Below are 17,645 nucleotides of genomic sequence, written 5' to 3'. Positions count from 1 at the left end.
GTGACGTGCGTAGGATGAACCACATGAGAATCGTCGTGGGAGTATGCGGCGGCATCGCCGCTTACAAGGTGGTCGGAATCATCCGCACACTTGTGCTGCAGGGGCACGACGTGCAGGTGATTCCAACGGATGAGGCACTGAGATTCATTGGCGCCCCGACGCTCGAGGCGATCAGCCGCAACCCGATCGCGACGGATCTGTTCGACGGCGTCGCCGAGGTCAAGCATGTTGCACTTGGCCAGAGTGCCGACGTGATTCTCATCGCGCCGGCCACAGCAAACACCATTGCCAAGCTCGCAAACGGGTTGAGCGACAACCTGCTGACCAATAGCGTGCTCGCGTCGACGGCACCGCTCGTCATTGCCCCGGCGATGCACACGGAGATGTGGCAGAGCGCCGCAACGCAGCACAACATTGCCACCCTCGTTGACCGTGGCGCGCACGTCGTCTGGCCGGAATCAGGTCAGCTCACGGGAAGCGACGTCGGCGTCGGGCGACTTGCCGACCCCGAGGCCATCGTCGCCGCGGTGGCATCAGTGAGCGGTGCCCGCGATCTCGCCGGCACGACCGTCGTCGTGACGGCGGGTGGAACGCGTGAGCCCATCGATCCCGTTCGCTTCATCGGAAACCGTTCGAGCGGCAGGCAGGGCGTGGCGCTCGCCGAGGCGGCCCGCGACCGTGGTGCGGACGTCGCCCTGATCGGCGCGAACCTCGAGGTGCCGCCGCCGGTCGGCATCGAACTCGTGCCGGTATCGACGGTGGCCGAGCTGCGTGATGCGGTGTTGTCGCGCGCGGCAGATGCCGACATCGTCGTGATGGCGGCTGCGGTGTCTGACTATCGGCCCGTGAACGTTGCCCACACGAAAATGAAGAAGGATGCCGTCGGCGACGACGTCTCGATCGAGCTCACGGCCAACCCCGATATTCTCGCGGATCTCGGTGCGCTGCAGCATCCGAGACCCGTGCTTGTGGGCTTCGCCGCCGAAACCGAGGCGGATGCCGACGCACTTGCCGCTCTCGGCGCGGGAAAACTCGAGCGCAAGAACGCCGATCTCATTGCTGTGAACCGCGTTGATGACGGTCGCGGCTTCGGCACCTCAGACAACGAGGTGCTCATCGTGGGCTCCGGCAGCCGGATCGTCACCACGGTCGACGGTTCAAAGCGGGTTGTCGCCGACGCGATTCTCGACGCGGCACTGACGGAACGCCCCTGACACAGCCATCGGTGCGGTCAGCGGTGCGGAGCTCACACGCTCAGGTCGTGCGGCCGGACTTCGCCGCGAGTTCGCGCGTCGCCTCGGCGAGCGCGTCGAAGAGGGCGAGCCGGTGCGGGAGGGCATCCGCGATGGCGGCTCGTTGCCGCTCGACCGTCGTGTGGTCTCCGCGCGCGATCGGCCCGGTGAGCGCGTCTTCGGCACCGTGCTCCACCCAATTCTCGACAGCGGCGCGAACGAGCGGGGCGAGTGCACGGCGATCCAGCCCGACGGTCGCGGCAAGCTCTTCAGCGAACCCCTCGACCGTCACAATGAAGTTCGAGGCGATCGACGCTGCCGCGTGATAGGCGGCGCGGTCGGCGTCATCCACGGTGATCGGAGTCATGCCCAGCGTGGTCGCGAGTTCCCGGGCCACGCGTCGTGCCCGTTCCGTCGTTCCGGCCATCGAGGCTCGTGCCCCGGCAAAGCTGTCGTTCGCTCCGGTCACGGTGAGCAGCGGGTGCACGCTGAACGCCTCGTGCGGGGCCAGCGTAGCAAGCGTTGTCGCTCCAGAGAGATGCCCGACAAGACCACCTCGCGGTACGTGCGCGGCGACGTCGGCGATGACAGCATCTGGCACGGCGAGCAGTACGATGTCGGCATTCGCGAAAGGAGTGCCGTCGTCGATGGCATCCATCTGAGCATGGCTCAGCGGATCGCGCACATCGATGCCGGCGTGCCGCAGCGCTGCGGCAAGTGCCGTTCCCATCTTTCCCGCGCCGACGATCATCACTACCGCATGCGCGAGAGCCTCCTGTGCCATGAACCCATTCTCCACGAGCAACACGGGTGACAAGGGTCACGGTCGATCCGCTCACGGTTCAAGTGTTGCCACGCCCTGCCGATACAGTGGAGGCACTGTGACGACCCGTGAGACCGCCGGAACGCCCGGAGCCGATGAGAAGCGCGCGCATTTTCCGCGCCTGCGCGTCGGCCGACGGTGGCTCAACCTCATCTGGACGCTCCCCGCCGCCGTCGTCCTGCTGCTCGCCATTGTCGGCATCGGAGTCGCCCTGCGGCAGCTTCCCGGCGTCGAGGACTTCATTGCGCGGCACCCGGGAACCGTGGAGCGCGCCGATCCACAGGGGTTCCCCTGGTGGCTGCGGTGGCAGCACTTTCTCAACATCGTCTTCCTGCTGCCGATTATGCGCTCAGGGCTGCAGATTCTCGCTGGGAGGCCGCGGCTATTCTGGAAGCTGGGGCAGCGTCCGGGTGATGAGTGGCTGCGGCTCAACGAGCAGGTTGAGCCGGGCATGAGGGTGTCACCACGGCACGATGCCGTCGGCCTGCCGACGCAGCTGGGTCTTCCTGGCGTGCGTCGTACGACGGCATCCGCCCGCTGGTGGCATCTCACCGTCACCATGCTCTGGCTGCTGAACGGCATCGTCTTCTATATCGTGCTGTTCACAACGGGCCAGTGGGTCCGTGTTGTCCCTACCAGCCTCGATGTCTTCCCGAACGCGCTGAGCGCCGTGCTTCAATATGCATCGCTCGATTTTCCCGACCAGCGCTCCTGGGTCGCCTACAACGGCATTCAGCTGCTGACGTACTTCGTCACTGTATTCGTTGCCGCGCCCCTCGCCGTGATCACAGGGATGCTGCAGTCGCCGCGCATCAGCAAGGCCGTCGGCGCCGCGCGGTCGAACCTGTTCGGCGCGGAGGCTGCGCGGAGTGTGCACGCGATCGCGCTCGGTTGGTTCATCGTGTTCACGATCGTGCATGTTGCGCTGGTTCTCACGACCGGCGCCGCCGAGAATCTCAACCACATCACTCTCGGTCACGAGGGCACAGGCCCCGCCGGGCTCGCGCTCTTCGCCATCGGCGTCGCGGTGATCGCCGTGCTCTGGGCGATCGCCTCCCCCGTGACAAATCGCTGGCCAGACGTCGTGCAGGCCGTTGCGCTGCGCATGCTCGGTCCGCTCGCGAAATGGTTCTGAGGCGCGGCAGGAAACCCGCGTCCACGATGCCGGGAAGTCTATCCCTGCGACCGAGCCCACTCGGCGACGCGTTCGGCCGACTCCGCGGGCGAAAGATCTTCGACGCGAGTCATCACCGACCACCGAATGCCGAACGGATCGAGAATCGAGCTGAAGCGATCGCCAGAGACGAATGACGCCGGCTCTTCGCGGACCATGGCTCCGTGAGCCCGCGCTGCGGAGGTCACCGCATCGACGTTCGGGCAGTAGAGCGCTAGAGAGTAGTCGTGCCCGAGAGCCGGGTCAACGGGGATGAGCGCGTTCGCCTCCATCGGGTCGCTGAGAGTCAGCATGCCGTTGCCGAAATCGACGACAGCGTGCGCGACAATGTCGCCGAACCGCGTGACATCGACAATATGTGCGCCGAATACTGTCGCGTAGAACTCCAATGCCTGCTCTGCCGGTGACACGACGATGTGCGGGGTCAGCGATGTGCTTCCGTGCGGAATGCCGTTTGTCGTGTGTGTTCCGTTCGCCGCGTGTGTCTGTGTGTCTGTGCTCATGAGCTCAGATTAGGTAGCCGGTGTCTGTGGTGTCTTGTATTTTTGCGACATGGCGGATGCTGCGCCGCGCTCTCGCGGTCACCTCAACCCCGGCGCTGCTGGAGTGCGCTTCGACAGGTTCGAATTGGGCACCGGGCTGAGTCGACTCGTGCGCCACGTGTGGCTCGTGACCTGGTCGCTGCCAGACGGCGCGGTCGTGCCGCAGCGGGTGCTCAGCTACCCCGCAGTGAACATTGTTTTTGAGCCCAGCGGCGTCGCTCTCTACGGCCCAGACTCGCGCGTCGATACGCGAGTGCTTCGCGGTGCGGCGTGGGCCGTCGGCGTCCTGTTTCGACCCGCCGCCGGTGTGCTGCTGTCGCGCACGGCACCGCGCGACCTTGTGCGCATGGCACCCGAGGGTGAGCCCGTCGACGGCGCCCCCTTCGCCGCCGTACGCGCCCAGCTTGCCGAAAGCGATCGTGTGCGGCTCATCGGCACGCTCCGCTCGTGGCTCGCACCGGCAGCGGATGAAATTGATGCGAGGGGGCTGCTGCTGAACCGTGCGTGCTCCATCGCTGAGAATGACGAGGCTCTGATGCGGGTGGATGAGCTTGCTGCATCCGTTGACGTGTCGGTTCGTACGCTCGAACGCCTCGTGCGTTCGCGACTTGGCGTGTCACCCAAGTGGCTCATCGAATGCCGGCGCATGCAGAATGCGGCGACTCGGCTGTATTCGGAGCGTGATGTTGATCTGTCCGCGCTCGCCGCTGAGCTCGGCTATGTCGACTACGCGCACCTGTCGCACCGCTACGCGAGCATTCTGCACGAGACTCCCGACCAGACGCGTCGAGCCGGTGAGCGAGCGCGTACGGCCGGCTCTCACTAGAACAGTGGTGGCGCCGTCCCCGACACAGGGGAGGCGAGCTGCGTCGATTCGAAGCGCACAGAGCGGCGACGCTCGAGACCGTGCGCGCGAACGAGCGGACGCATGCGCTCAGTCAGGTCGGCGCGGTACTCGGCAGGAACATGCGCTCCGTGTGCATACAGCCTGTTGTAGGCGGCCAGAAGCTCCGGGTGCGCTCGCTGCAGCCACATCATGAACCATGGCTTCACGCCGGGTTTAAGGTACAACGAAGAAAACAGCGCATAGCTCGCACCGGCAGCCTTCACCCGACGGAGTGCATTGTCGAGCTGCTCCGTTGTGTCTGTGAGGTAGGGGAGGATCGGCATGAGGAATACACCGCACTCGAGCCCCGCCTCGCGGGCGGCCGACACCGTGGCCAGGCGTGCCGTTGCCGTCGGAGTGCCGGGTTCGGCGGATGACTGCAGATCGTCATCGTAGACAGCGATGGACATGGCAACATCGACGTTGACGTGCGCCGCTGCGTCGGCAAGCTTCGGAATATCGCGCCGAAGCAGAGTTCCCTTCGTGAGCACCGAGAATGGCGTGCGTGAACCAGCGACCGCCTCGATGATTCCGGGCATGAGGCGATAACGGCCTTCCGCCCGCTGGTAGGGGTCGGTGTTCGTGCCGAGCGCTACGAGCTCTCGCTTCCACGAGGGCCGTGAAAGCTCACGCGTCAGAACATCGGCGACATTCGTCTTCACGACCACCTGCCTGTCGAAGTCATCCCCGGCGTTCAGCTCGAGGTAGGCGTGCGTTGGCCTGGCGAAGCAGTAGGTGCACGCGTGTGAGCACCCGCGATACGGATTGACCGTCCACGTGAACGGCATGTCTGAGCTGGCATGAACATGGTTGAGCGCCGACTTGGCGAGCACTTCGTGAAACGTCATTCCCGCAAACTCGGGAGCCTGCACCGAGCGCACAAGACCAGCGGGCTGGTCGAGCCCAGGCAGCGCATTCCGGTCGCCCGCCGTCAGTTTCTGAGCATCCCATCGCATTCGTTAAGTAGAACACACATACGCATAATTGTGAATCGATGATTCAGGCGATTCGAATACTTGTGATGATGACGGCTGAAAGAGTCCAGAACCCCACGATGAACATGGTGTCGCGTGTGCGGAACGGCACCTCGTGGCGCTCGGTACGGGAAGGGTGCGCACCGAATGCGCGAGCATCCATCGAGAGCGAGACGCGCTCCGCATGCCTGATCGCGCTGGCGAGAAGCGGCACAATGTAGCCGATTGTGCGTCGAACCGCGGCGATCGGGCCGCGGCCGCCCATTGTGCCGCGCACGCGATGCGCCTTGCGAATCACATCGAGTTCGTAGCGAAACCGCGGGACGAAGCGGTACGACGCGAGTGCCGCGTACCCCACTCGATACGGCACGCGCAGGTGAGCGACGACGGAACGAACCAGATCGGGGCCACGTGAGGCGAAACCGGTGAGCAAGGCAAGGGCGACGATGCTGATCAGGCGAAGCGCCGTTGCGCTTCCGACCTCGACTGCACTGAGGTACAAACGGTAGTTGCCGATGCTCAGTAGGGCGGTGTCGTGGTCGAGGGTGCTCGCATCGGTCCACAGGCTGAACCCCAGGCCGAGAATGACCGCGGCTGCCGGAAGAGCGATGAACAGCACGAGCAATCGCCGGGCATTCAACCGAGAACCTGTCAGCAGAAGAAGATACGCGAGGGCGATGAACGACACGGGCGTTGCGATGTCGCGAGTGAAGATCAGAAGGAGAATTGCGGGAAGCGGGCCGGCAATCGTTGCCAGCGGATTGAGTGCGTGCAGAAGACGGGTGGGTCGTGTGCTCGTCTCGGTCATGCACGAGCTCCCGGCAGATCGGCAAACCTGGTGACGCCGTTCCACTCTGGGTAGTCAAGGCTGCTCATGGCGCGGGCAAGCGGCGGCTGGCGCAGGCTGTTGCGTCGCAGAAGGGTGTCGTCAGAGAGGATGCTGGCGGCGGAGCCGTCTGCCGCCACGGCACCGTGCGAGAGCACGACGACTCGTGTCGCATACTCGGCGACGAGCTGCATGTCGTGCGAGACGACGATGATTGTCGTTCCCTCGGCGCGCAGGCTTTGGAACATCGCCATCAGCTCGTCTGCCCGCTCGCGATCTTGACCGAAGGTAGGCTCGTCGAGCGCGAGAATGGGCGCTCCGACGATGAGCGCCGTTCCGACGGACAGCCGGCGCTTCTGCCCCCCGGACAACAGGAACGGATGCATGTCTCGGTGCGCCGAAAGCCCGAGTCGCGCAAGCATGGTGTCGACGCTGTCGTCAATTTCGTGAGGCTCGAGGCGCCTGCCCGATGAATCGCCGTGCACGCGCAGGCCATAGGCAAGCTCGTCTGCGACAGTGTTGGCCACGAACTGATGCTCGGGGTTCTGAAAGACGAAGCCCACACGCTGGGCAAGCGCGCGGGCGTCGCGTGTTGCGGCATCCACTCCGGCGAGACTGACGTGCCGTTTGGGAGGCCGAGCGACCCCCGTCATCGCCTGAATAAGCGTGGTCTTCCCTGCCCCGTTGGCGCCGATAACGGCGAGAAAATCGCCCTCGTGCACGTCGAGGCTCACTCGATCGAGAAGAACAGAGTCGCCGCGGGTGATGGTGAGGTCGCGCACACGGATGAGCTGCTCGCCACGTGGCGGCACTGCGAGCGGCTGACGGAGGGCGGGAAGCTGCACGTCCGCCAGAGCTGTGCCGAGATCGTGCATCGAGAGGGGAACCGGGTCGAGCGCGACGCCGACGGTCTCGAGGCGGTGAGCGACCATCGTCGCTGTCGGCAGCCAGACACCAAGCGAGGCGATCTCGCGCGAATGACCGGCAAACACCTCCCGCGGAGTGCCCGTGAACGCCGTGCGACCGTCGCGATCGAGAATCACGACGCGGTCGACGATGGGCAGAGCGGCATCCACATCGTGCTCGATGAGGACGACGGATCGATCTCCGTCGGCGGTTACGCGCCGCAGAACAGCGTAGACGTCGTCGCTTCCGCTCGGGTCGAGGTTGGCCGTTGGCTCGTCGAGAACCAGAATCGACGTGTGCATTGCCAATGCGCACGCGATCGCCAACCTCTGCCGCGCGCCTCCGGACAGAATGTCGGGGCAGTCCTCCCTGCGCCCCCACAATCCGACGGTGCGCAGGGCGTCCTCGGCGCGGCTGAGAATCTCAGTGACGGGGAGCAGCATGTTCTCAAGGGCGAAGCACACCTCATCGAGCACCGACTCGGAGACAATCTGCGCGTCTGGGTCTTGAAAAACCATTGCCACGTGCTCAGAGAGGCGAGCCGTTGTTGTCGTCGATACGTCGATTCCGCAGGCGCTGATGGTTCCCTCGAGCGTGGCGGGAATCGACTGGGGCACGAGACCGTTGATGGCGAGCGCCGCTGTGGACTTGCCGCATCCGCTCGGCCCCAGAAGCAGAACGACCTCTCCCGTGTCGACGCTGAGGGTCACTCCAGCGGGGACGTGAGCGGTTCGATCCGCGTGGCGGATTCGGACGTCGTCGAGTGTGAGTGCACGCGCCGGCATTGCGGCGTCAGGCTGCCGTCATCGGCTGCGTGTGTGCGTGCTGCGTTGTCGACGTGTGCGATCTGCTATCGATCTGGCGCTGGATGCCGCGTGCGACTCCGGTTTTATTGATGCCCGCCGCGATGACCCGGCCGAGCCAGGTAAAGATCACCGGGCTCACGGCGAAGAGACCGAAGTAGACGAGGTTCGCCCAGCCGACGAAATGCTCCATGCCGACGGCGATGAACACAGCTCCGCCGAAGATTGTGCCCATGACGGCCGCAGCGACGTAGAAGACCCACGGTCTCCAGTACCGGTACTTCGAGATCGCGAACGGAATCTCCTGCAGCAGCCCGACCGCGAGCCCTGTAGCCAGGTAACGCATAATGAACGCGGGGTTCACGGCTGAGCCGACGAGTCCAGCGATCAGACTCGTGATGAGCGCGACGCCGGGGAGCCTCAGAAGCGACTGAGCGATGACGCCAGGAAGAAAATATACGCCGATCGCGAGGCCGTAGACAATGGGTGCCGCAGCAGCGACGATGCCGTTGACCAGTCCAGCGACAGTGAAGACGATCCCGCTGCCAACGCCGATTGCGGCACAGGTCATGAGGAGGCGGGTGCTGAACATGGGTATCCCTTGGGAACTCGGGTGTGTGGAGAACTCCACTGTCTCAAATTTAGCTGAGGCTTGCCTATATAGGCAATCGCCAGTTGCCGAAAGAAAAGGGCTCAGCTGCGACGTCGGCGCGGGGTCAGCGTGACCGTTGGCAGCGGCGGAGCGGGAATGCGCTGAGCCCCGTGGCCGGGAACGCTTCCAAAGCGGGACGACCCGGCCTCCCAGTCATCGCGCGCACTGACGATGTCGGCGTGTGACCTGCCGACGAAGTTCCACCACATCACGAGATCTTCTCCAAAGGGCACGCCCCCGATGAGGAGAACCCGTGCCGGAGCATCCGCCACGATATCGATTGAGGGGCATCCGTCGCCGATATAGAGGAGCTGTCGTTCCTTCACCCGCACATCGTCGACGGAGACAACGCCGTCAAGCACGAAGACGGCATGCTCGAACGTGCTGTCGATGGGGATGGTCTCGGCGGTGCCCGCGCCGAGCTCCACGTCGGCACCGAGCAGCGGGGTGAACGTTGTGGCGGGCGACGTGGCAGCGCCAAGTGTGCCGACGAAGACGCGGGCACTCACTCCGCCCTGCTCCCAGACCGGCAGATCGGAGTGCTGCTCGAAAAAAGGGTCGCCGTCCGCCGCGCTGGACGGCAGTGCCACCCACAGCTGAACTCCTCGCAGGGCAGCCGCAGCGTCGTCTGGCTCCGTTGAGAACTCGGAGTGCGCAATGCCATAGCCGCTGGTCATGATGTTCAACTGGCCCGGCTCGATCATGACGTCGTTCAGCACGGTGTCGCGGTGCCTGATCTCCCCGTTGAGCGGCCAGGTGACGGTCTGCAACCCGATGTGGGGGTGCGGCAGAACGCGCATGGGAACGCCAGCTTCATCGAAGTAGTCGAGAAAGCACCACGCGCCCACAGTCGGCAGCCCACGCTGAGGCAGCGAGCGATGGACGGTGATTCCGCGGATTCCACCGAGCGGAACCTCGCGCGATTCACGCAGCAGCGTTGTCGGCCCTGGCGATGCGATATCTCGAGTGAGCAGTTCTTCGCTCGGGGCATCGAACCGAGTCACGGTCGCTCACTTCTTCTCGTGTTTGGGCGTTGGCCAGGCCACGTGCGCGTCGTACTCGTGGTGCCGCTTGAGATAGGCCTGAATGAACGGGCAGTACGGCACAATGATCTCATCGCGTTCAATCGTGTCGTCAAGTGCGGCCTTGGCAAGCACGCTCCCGAACCCGCGCCCTTCATAGGCGTCGTCGACAACCGTGTGCATGAAGGCGGTGCCGCTCTCTGTGCCCGTGAAGTCGGCGTGGCCGACCACGGTGTCGTCGAGCCACAGCTCGTAGCGGTTCTCGGAGTCATTGCGTGTTACATGTGGTGCATCGTCTGCCATGTCGTCCCCCATTGCGTCGCCTGCCATAACCGTACCCGCGACTCTCGCGAGTGGCCAGGCACCGCCTATGCTTGATGTCGGAGGGAAACGGCATGAATCAACGCGCGAGCCGCGCAGTCCGCGGCACGATCGCCGCTGCCGTCTCCACGTTCATCGCAGCGACATCGCACGGCCTCGCAGACGGTCGAGCACCGAGCGTCGTCGCGGTGAGCGTTGCGCTCACCGCATCCGTCTTCGTGTGCATTGCACTCGCCGGAAAAACGGTGTCGCGCCCGCGCGTCGCCGTCGCTGTGGCATTCAGCCAGCTTGCCTACCACGGCATGTTCGCGTTCGCCCCGTCGGGGGGCAGTATCTCATCGACCGCGTTCGGGGCGCACGCCCAGCACGCTGCGGGGTCTGTTGATGTTCAGATCGGTGCCGTCGCACACAGTCACAGTCCGATGATGTGGGTGGCGCACATTCTCGCCGGTGTGGTCACGACGCTACTTCTCGTCAAAGGTGAGAACGTCATTCGCGGGTTCTTTGCCACGTTGCGACTCGCCGTCTCCACGCTCTTCACGCACCCCGAGCCGGTACCGATTCCGACGCTGCAATCGTTGTGGCCGGATGCTGTTGCACCACCGCGTGCACCCGTCGTCGTCTCGTCGCGCTCTCAGCGTGGCCCTCCCGCGCTCGCTGTCGGGTAGCTCGCTGTCGCCTCTGTGCGGTCGAGCTGCCGCGACGACCACGTGATTCCACTGCCTCGGCGAGGCAACTGAAACGGGCAGCCGTCTGCGGATTCTCCGCCGCGCCCGAACGCAAACGACAGAAAAGACAGAACAGAACATGAAAAAAGCAACACGCCATCGTGTCGGCATCGGAGTAGTGGCGGGAGCCGCACTCGCACTCGCACTTCCCCTGGCAGCCAGCGCACACGTGCATGTGGTTCCCGACGAGGCAGCGGCAGGTTCGAGCACCGTGCTCACGTTCACGATCGGCCACGGCTGCGACGGCTCGCCCACGACGGCAGTCAGCATCCAGATGCCAGACGAGATCATCTCGGCGAAACCCGTCGTCAACGCCGGATGGACGGCGCAGACGCAGACGGAGCCCGTCGACGGCGTCACCGATCAGCACGGCGATCCCGTGAGCGAGCGCACGAGTGTTGTCGACTTCACGGCGAAAACGCCGCTGGCTGACTCTCAGATCGACACTCTCTCGGTGCAGGTGTCGCTTCCGGAAGAGACGGCGGGAGAAACCCTGGCGTTCCCCGTCGAGCAGACGTGCGAGACCGGATCCACGTCGTGGGACCAGGTGGCCGAGTCCGGGGAAGATGAGCCCGAGCACCCGGCGCCGACGGTAGCCGTCGGAGACGTTGACACGGCGGGGCACGGCCATGCAGAAGGGGACGACGCCGCTGAGAACAGCGATACACAGGCATCGGCATCCTCGCAGACTGACGATGACAATGACCTGATCGCGCGTATAATCGGAATTGCAGGACTGGCAGTCGGTGCCGCAGGTATCGTCCTCGCGGTGACGGCTCGTCGGCCTCGCGCGAAGGAGACCAAGTGATACGCACGTCGACGAGGGCAACGCGAACTCCTCGAGTGGTAGCGATTGCGTTCGCCGTCGGGCTGGCGGCGGCTCTCGCGGTCGGAGTTCCTGCTTCTGCGCACACTCAGGTCGCACCAGCGTCGCCTGAACCCGGTTCGACAGTGACGACGGGGCCCGTGACAATCGCTTTGAACACCACAGAGCCGGTGCTCGAGAGCGGGCGCAAGAGCATTGTCGTGACGGGGCCGGGAGACGACGAGCGCTACTTTGGCGATGGCTGCGCCACGGTAACGAACGGCACGACCCTCAGCGCTGACGTGACTCTCGGGGAACCGGGCGAGTACACGGTGATCTGGACGCTTGTTGCCGAAGACGGACATCAGCAGAGTTCCGCCGACTTTGAACCGTTCACGTTCACCTGGCAGCCCGACGACGGGGAGGAAACCGTCGAGGGTGCGGCATCCGTTCCGCGGTGCGGCCATGAGCCGTCCGCTGATGCATCTGACGACGGCGGCAGCTCAAGCGACGCACTTCCTGAGTCGAATGCCCAGGGTGACGAGGCTCCGGGTGATGAGGCGAGCGAGCCGGAGGGCTCCGACATCGGCTGGCTCATCGCCGCGGGCGGAATCGTGTTCATCGCCGCTGCCGCTGTCGTGATGATTTTGGTGCGTCGCCGGATGCTGGCCGATGACGCCGAAGACGAGGATGCCCCATCCGACGTCAGCGCTGGCGAGACCGGCGTCTCATCGGGCGACTCCTCATCGGGCGATGGGCCGCCGTCGTCCTGACCTCGGCATCGTCGCGCGATGAGGCGGTGCCACCGGCTACGGTGGAGTCGATGACTTCTCCTGCCGGTGGCACCGCCCTCGAGGTGCTGAGCCACGTCTTCGGATACGACGCGTTCCGCGGCGAACAAGCCGAGATCGTCGACCAGGTCACCGCGGGCGGCGATGCTGTCGTGCTCATGCCGACGGGTGGCGGCAAGAGCCTGTGCTACCAGATTCCGGCGTTGCTGCGCGAGGGCACCGGCGTTGTCGTCTCTCCACTGATCGCTCTCATGCACGACCAGGTGCAGGCGCTGCAAGCCGTGGGTGTGCGCGCAGAATTCCTTAATTCGACGCAGTCGGCCACTGAACGGGCTCGCGTTGAACGCGACTATCGCGCGGGCGCCCTCGACATTCTCTATGTTGCGCCCGAGCGGCTGAGCAATCCGGCGACGCGGTCGCTTCTCGGGGCGGGCACTATCGCCCTGTTCGCGATCGACGAAGCACACTGCGTATCGCAATGGGGGCACGACTTCCGCCCCGACTACCTCGGGCTGTCGGAGCTCGCCGAACTGTGGCCCGACGTGCCGCGCATTGCTCTCACTGCTACGGCAACCGAGGCGACCCACAGCGAGATCACGCAGCGCCTGAGCCTCGGCGGCGCCCGGCATTTCGTCGCGAGCTTCGATCGCCCCAACATCCAGTACCGCATTGTGCCCAAGCGCGATCCCCGAGCCCAGCTCGTGGAGTTCATTCGCGCAGAAGGTCAGGATGCCGCGGGCATCGTGTATGCCCTCAGCCGAGCGTCTGTCGAGAGAACTGCCGACTATCTGAGCCAGCGCGGCATCACCGCGCTCCCGTACCACGCCGGTCTCGACGCGGAGGTGCGAGCCGAAGCCCAGTCTCGGTTTCTGCGTGAAGACGGCGTCGTGATCGTGGCGACGATTGCGTTTGGAATGGGCATCGACAAGCCAGACGTGCGATTCGTCGCGCATATCGATCTCCCCAAGTCCGTTGAGGGCTACTACCAGGAGACCGGGCGCGCAGGGCGTGACGGTGAGCCCGCAGTGGCATGGCTCGCCTATGGGTTGCAAGACGTCGTGCAGCAGAGACGCATGATCGATGATGGTGCAGCCGATTTCGCACATAAGCGACGTTCAATGCAGCATCTCGATGCCATGCTCGCCCTGTGCGAAACCGTGCAATGCCGACGTGTCAACCTGCTGAGGTATTTTGGGCAAGAGAGTGCTCCGTGCGGAAACTGCGACACGTGTCTGAACCTGCCGGCGATCGTCGACGGCACCGTTGCGGCCCAGAAGCTTCTGTCGACAGTCGTTCGGCTCGATAGGGAGCGCAATCAGCGTTTCGGGGCCGGACAGGTGATTGACATTCTGCGAGGCAAAGAGACGGCGCGCACCCGCCAGCACGGCCACAACGCTCTGAGCACCTGGGGCATCGGCGCCGATCTCTCTGACCAGCGTTGGCGCGGCGTTGTGCGACAGTTGCTCGCGCAGGGGCTGCTCGCGACACGGGGCGAGTACGGCGTGCTCGGGCTCACCGAGTCGAGCGGCGAGGTGCTGCGTGGTGAGCGGACCGTGCACCTGCGCGAAGAACCCGAGAAGCCGCAGCGCTCGCGAACGTCACGCCGAACTGCGGCGCACGAGCTCGAGCCTGCCGCCGCCGAGCTGTTCGAGAAACTGCGCGAGTGGCGGGCCGCTGTGGCCCGTGAGCAGGGAGCGCCAGCGTACATCGTGTTCTCTGACGCGACGCTGCGCGACATTGCCATGGCGAAGCCGACGGATGAAGCAGTCCTCGGCACAATCAGCGGTGTCGGAGACAAAAAGCTTGCACGTTATGGCGCAGCCGTCATCGACGTCGTTCGCGGCTAGGCAGGGCTTGGCGTTCCGTTCGGGTGGGTGTTGCTCTCGAACGCGGTCGGTGCCGGCGGCGGCGACGACTTGTTCAGCCAGTCCTGCCACGTCGTCGAACCGCGTCTCGAGTCGGGAACGATATTGGCCCCCGAACGCAGATATCGGCCGATCGCCGTGACCAGCGGTACGGGTACAAGAAGAGCCCGTCGACCGGTGTGCGCCAGCCATTGCCGCGACAGCGAGCGAACGGAGGCGATCTCCGGCCCACCGTACGACGTGATTTTGTCGGCACCGGTATCGGATACCGCATCGACAATCACCTCGGCAACGTCGGCGACGTCGATGGGTTGAAGTTGTGCTCGACCAGATGTCGGCATCACGCGAAACCGTGATGCCTTCTCGATGATCTGCAACATCTGCTCGAACACAACGGTGAACCGTACGACGGTTGTGCCCACAGCGGAGTCGAGATAGACGCCTTCCTGATCGGTCTTCGCCTCGTAATATGCGAAGTCGCTCTGGTCGCAGCCAACGTCAGACACCACGACGATGCGGGTGACGCCGACGTGAGCGGCAGCATCCGTGATCTGCACGGCGCCGACGCGAAACACTGCCTGCGCAACGTGGGAGACACCGTTGAGGCAGTCGATTACGACATCGATGCCGTGCAGATGCTCGTCGAGCTCCGTCTGGTGCGAATGGTAGAGGTTGCAGACACGGTAATCGACGTCGGGCACGAAGTTCGCGGCATCAGGCGTTGGAACTTCACGTGAGACGGAACGTACGGCGTGTCCGCGCGCGAGCGCGGCGACGGCGACGGCGCTCCCCACGAGCCCCGTCCCCCCGACGATGAGAATGCTGGACATTCCGGTGACTTCCTCTACAGCAACATGCATCCCGGCACAAGATCCCTCACACCAGTAGTTGACCCTGTTTACACTACGTGCGATAGATCCCCATCCGGGGGAGAAGACTGTGTGAAACAGCAGTGAAGATCCCGAGGATGCTGTGGGCGAGCCACAATTGCAGGCACGGACCCGCCCTCCGCTTTGTAGCCCAAGGACGGGAGCCTTCTGCCGGGCGGTGTCGCCGACCTAAGGTGAGCACGACGAATGATCGTGAAGGGTGAGGGGCGAGAAGTGACGCAAGATCTGGAAACTCCCGACGACGTGGCTGAGGTCGCAAACGTGCACGAGACAGTCGACACCGGGCCGGTGCGAGTTCCGGGGTCGGTCGCCCTCAATACAGACGTGGTTCGGCGTGCGCTGCTCGGGCGATGGAGCGACATTCGCACGAAGTCGCGCGCGCTCGCCGCGCGTCCCGAGATGCAGCGCATCGAGGGGCAGTCCATGGAAGACCATCGTGCTCGAGTGCTTGAGCAGATGCACCTCCTCGTCGAAGACGGACAGGTGCTGCGGGCGTTCCCTGAGCGACTCGGCGGCGACAACGATGCGGGCGGCAATATCGCTGGTTTCGAAGAGCTCGTGCTTGCCGACCCGTCGCTGCAGATCAAGTCCGGCGTGCAGTGGGGGCTTTTCGGCTCTGCCGTGCTGCATCTCGGCACCGAGAAGCATCAGGATCGTTTTCTTCCCGGCATCATGTCGCTCGACGTGCCGGGAGCGTTCGCAATGACGGAGATCGGCCACGGCTCTGATGTTGCATCGATCGGCACGACGGCCACTTACGATGCGAGCACGCAGGAGTTCGTGATCCACACGCCCTTCAAGGGGGCGTGGAAGGAGTTCCTCGGCAATGCCGCGCGAGACGGCATCGCCGCCACGGTGTTCGCCCAGCTCATCACCCAGGGCGTCAACCACGGCGTGCACTGCTTCTACGTGCCGATCCGCGATGAGAACGGCGAGTTCCTTCCCGGCATCGGCGGCGAGGACGACGGCCTCAAAGGGGGCCTCAACGGAATCGACAATGGACGTCTGCACTTTTCGCACGTGCGCATCCCGCGAGACAACCTGCTCAACCGATACGGTGATGTCGCCGAAGACGGCAGCTACACTTCGTCGATCGCGAGCCCGGGGCGTCGCTTCTTCACGATGCTCGGCACGCTCGTTCAAGGACGTGTCTCGCTTGATGGCGCGGCGACGACCGCATCCGCCCTTGGTCTCACTATCGCCATTCGCTATGGCAACCAGCGCCGTCAATTCAACGCGGCATCCGAAACGGACGAAGAGGTGCTGCTCGATTACCAGAAGCACCAGAGGCGACTGCTGCCGCGCCTCGCGCAGACGTATGCGCACACGTTCGCGCACGACACTCTGCTGACCAAGTTTGACGAGGTCTTCAGTGGTCGTGCCGACACCGACGATGACAGGCAAGATCTCGAGACGCTTGCCGCAGCGCTCAAGCCGCTATCGACCTGGCATGCTCTCGACACACTGCAGGAGTGTCGAGAGGCCTGCGGTGGCGCCGGCTTCATGAACGGCAACCGCTTCACGAGCTTGTATGCCGACCTCGACGTCTACGTGACGTTCGAGGGCGACAACAACGTGCTGCTTCAGCTTGTGGCCAAGCGACTGCTCACGGACTTCTCGAGCAAGTTCCGCAAAGCGGACTCAGGAGCGCTCGCGCGCTATGTCGTCGCGCAGGCCGCCGATCGCGCCTACCACGGCAGCGGGCTTCGCACCCTCGGCCAGACCCTCGGAGACTTTGGCTCGACGGCGCGCTCCGTCGGGCAGCTTCGAGAGACCGCCGTGCAGCGAGAATTGCTGACCGACCGCGTTGAGACGATGATCGAGAACATTGCACAGGAGTTGCGACCCGCGTCGAAGCGCTCGAAGAAAGAAGCCGCCGATCTGTTCAATTCGCAGCAGACTGCGTTGATCGAGGCGGCGCGCGCGCATGGCGAGCTGCTGCAGTGGGAGGCATTCACCGCGGCAGTGGAGAAGATTCAGGATGCCTCGACGCGTACGGTGCTCACCTGGCTGCGGGACCTTTTCGGGCTCAGCGTCATCGAGAAGCACCTGGCCTGGTACCTCATGAACGGGCGGCTCTCGACGCAGCGTGCTGAGGCAGTGAGCGCATACATCAACCGGCTCGTTGCGCGGCTGCGCCCGTATGCGGTGCAGCTTGTCGACGCGTTCGGGTTCGAGGAGGCTCATCTGCGGGCGCCAATCGCCACGGACGGGGAGCGGCAGCGGCAGGACGAAGCGCGCGCGTACTATGCGGCGTTGCGTGAGTCGGGTGATGCCCCTGTTGATGAGAAGGTGTTGCGTGCCCGAGAGAAGGCTGCGAAGAAGCAGTCACGCTGACGGGGGCGTGCCGATGCACAGAGACGGCGGATGCTGCGACTCGCAGCATCCGCCGTCTCTGTGAACGA

At 64.5% G+C, this 17,645-nt stretch carries 17 protein-coding genes; 8 read left to right on the top strand and 9 right to left on the bottom strand.

All coding sequences use genetic code 11. From position 1 onward, the window contains the following. The first annotated feature begins 14 nt into the window (after nucleotides 1-14). Nucleotides 15-1,214 (top strand): bifunctional phosphopantothenoylcysteine decarboxylase/phosphopantothenate--cysteine ligase CoaBC, encoded by a 1,200-nt coding sequence (gene coaBC, locus HCR76_RS12635; RefSeq protein WP_491562691.1) that lies wholly within the window; start codon nucleotides 15-17, stop codon nucleotides 1,212-1,214. A gap of 40 nt (nucleotides 1,215-1,254) precedes the next feature. Here the strand turns inward: coaBC and HCR76_RS12630 are convergent, their stop codons facing one another. Next, nucleotides 1,255-2,016, bottom strand: a complete 762-nt coding sequence (locus tag HCR76_RS12630; protein ID WP_166991025.1) for a Rossmann-like and DUF2520 domain-containing protein — start codon at nucleotides 2,014-2,016, stop codon at nucleotides 1,255-1,257. A gap of 97 nt (nucleotides 2,017-2,113) precedes the next feature. Here HCR76_RS12630 and HCR76_RS12625 point away from each other — a divergent pair, with 97 nt between their 5' ends. After that, nucleotides 2,114-3,190, top strand: a complete 1,077-nt coding sequence (locus HCR76_RS12625) for a cytochrome b/b6 domain-containing protein (RefSeq protein ID WP_166991022.1) — start codon at nucleotides 2,114-2,116, stop codon at nucleotides 3,188-3,190. Nucleotides 3,191-3,228: 38 nt separating this feature from the next. On the opposite strand, the gene HCR76_RS12620 is transcribed toward HCR76_RS12625, so the two are convergent. Beyond that, nucleotides 3,229-3,732 (bottom strand): VOC family protein, encoded by a 504-nt coding sequence (locus HCR76_RS12620; protein WP_166991019.1) that lies wholly within the window; start codon nucleotides 3,730-3,732, stop codon nucleotides 3,229-3,231. A gap of 49 nt (nucleotides 3,733-3,781) precedes the next feature. Between HCR76_RS12620 and HCR76_RS12615 the strand changes: the two genes are divergently transcribed. Further along, nucleotides 3,782-4,597, top strand: a complete 816-nt coding sequence (locus HCR76_RS12615) for an AraC family transcriptional regulator (protein ID WP_166991016.1) — start codon at nucleotides 3,782-3,784, stop codon at nucleotides 4,595-4,597. Here the strand turns inward: HCR76_RS12615 and HCR76_RS12610 are convergent. The 6 genes from HCR76_RS12610 to HCR76_RS12585 form a co-directional block, all read right to left on the bottom strand. Beyond that, nucleotides 4,594-5,613: an Rv2578c family radical SAM protein gene (locus tag HCR76_RS12610; RefSeq protein WP_166991013.1), complete on the bottom strand. Its 1,020-nt coding sequence runs from the start codon at nucleotides 5,611-5,613 to the stop codon at nucleotides 4,594-4,596. The genes HCR76_RS12615 and HCR76_RS12610 overlap by 4 nt on opposite strands. Before the next feature lie 43 nt (nucleotides 5,614-5,656). Next, nucleotides 5,657-6,439 (bottom strand): energy-coupling factor transporter transmembrane component T family protein, encoded by a 783-nt coding sequence (locus HCR76_RS12605; protein ID WP_166991010.1) that lies wholly within the window; start codon nucleotides 6,437-6,439, stop codon nucleotides 5,657-5,659. Beyond that, complete coding sequence (locus HCR76_RS12600; RefSeq protein ID WP_166991007.1) at nucleotides 6,436-8,148, bottom strand: ABC transporter ATP-binding protein; 1,713 nt, start codon at nucleotides 8,146-8,148, stop codon at nucleotides 6,436-6,438. Before HCR76_RS12600 ends, HCR76_RS12605 begins: the two co-directional genes overlap by 4 nt. A gap of 7 nt (nucleotides 8,149-8,155) precedes the next feature. Beyond that, nucleotides 8,156-8,758 (bottom strand): ECF transporter S component, encoded by a 603-nt coding sequence (locus tag HCR76_RS12595; RefSeq protein ID WP_166991004.1) that lies wholly within the window; start codon nucleotides 8,756-8,758, stop codon nucleotides 8,156-8,158. Between the two features lie 101 nt (nucleotides 8,759-8,859). After that, nucleotides 8,860-9,822 (bottom strand): pirin family protein, encoded by a 963-nt coding sequence (locus HCR76_RS12590; protein WP_166991001.1) that lies wholly within the window; start codon nucleotides 9,820-9,822, stop codon nucleotides 8,860-8,862. Between the two features lie 6 nt (nucleotides 9,823-9,828). Then, complete coding sequence (locus HCR76_RS12585) at nucleotides 9,829-10,143, bottom strand: GNAT family N-acetyltransferase (protein WP_166990998.1); 315 nt, start codon at nucleotides 10,141-10,143, stop codon at nucleotides 9,829-9,831. A gap of 92 nt (nucleotides 10,144-10,235) precedes the next feature. Here HCR76_RS12585 and HCR76_RS12580 point away from each other — a divergent pair, with 92 nt between their 5' ends. The 4 genes from HCR76_RS12580 to recQ all read left to right on the top strand — a co-directional run bounded on the left by HCR76_RS12580 (nucleotide 10,236) and on the right by recQ (nucleotide 14,332). Continuing rightward, a complete protein-coding gene (locus HCR76_RS12580) occupies nucleotides 10,236-10,829 on the top strand; it encodes a hypothetical protein (RefSeq protein WP_166990995.1) in 594 nt (197 codons plus the stop codon). Between the two features lie 139 nt (nucleotides 10,830-10,968). Then, nucleotides 10,969-11,697, top strand: a complete 729-nt coding sequence (locus tag HCR76_RS12575) for a YcnI family copper-binding membrane protein (RefSeq protein WP_166990992.1) — start codon at nucleotides 10,969-10,971, stop codon at nucleotides 11,695-11,697. After that, on the top strand, nucleotides 11,694-12,467 hold the full coding sequence (locus HCR76_RS12570; protein ID WP_166990989.1) for a copper resistance CopC family protein: 774 nt from the start codon (nucleotides 11,694-11,696) through the stop codon (nucleotides 12,465-12,467). Before HCR76_RS12575 ends, HCR76_RS12570 begins: the two co-directional genes overlap by 4 nt. 50 nt (nucleotides 12,468-12,517) lie before the next feature. Then, the gene (gene recQ / locus HCR76_RS12565) at nucleotides 12,518-14,332 is read left to right on the top strand and encodes a DNA helicase RecQ (RefSeq protein WP_166990986.1); all 1,815 of its coding nucleotides are present in this window, start codon (nucleotides 12,518-12,520) and stop codon (nucleotides 14,330-14,332) included. Here recQ and HCR76_RS12560 read toward each other — a convergent pair. Then, nucleotides 14,329-15,180, bottom strand: a complete 852-nt coding sequence (locus tag HCR76_RS12560) for an SDR family oxidoreductase (RefSeq protein WP_166990983.1) — start codon at nucleotides 15,178-15,180, stop codon at nucleotides 14,329-14,331. The two genes, recQ and HCR76_RS12560, sit on opposite strands and share 4 nt — an antisense overlap. 246 nt (nucleotides 15,181-15,426) lie before the next feature. On the opposite strand from HCR76_RS12560, the gene HCR76_RS12555 reads away from it, so the two are divergent. Beyond that, a complete protein-coding gene (locus HCR76_RS12555; RefSeq protein ID WP_167132068.1) occupies nucleotides 15,427-17,577 on the top strand; it encodes an acyl-CoA dehydrogenase family protein in 2,151 nt (716 codons plus the stop codon). The last annotated feature ends 68 nt before the right edge of the window (nucleotides 17,578-17,645 follow it).

This window comes from Paramicrobacterium chengjingii (assembly GCF_011751765.2).
In the GTDB taxonomy this organism is placed as follows: Bacteria; Actinomycetota; Actinomycetes; order Actinomycetales; family Microbacteriaceae; genus Paramicrobacterium; species Paramicrobacterium chengjingii.
This window is presented reverse-complemented; position numbering and strand designations above follow the sequence as displayed.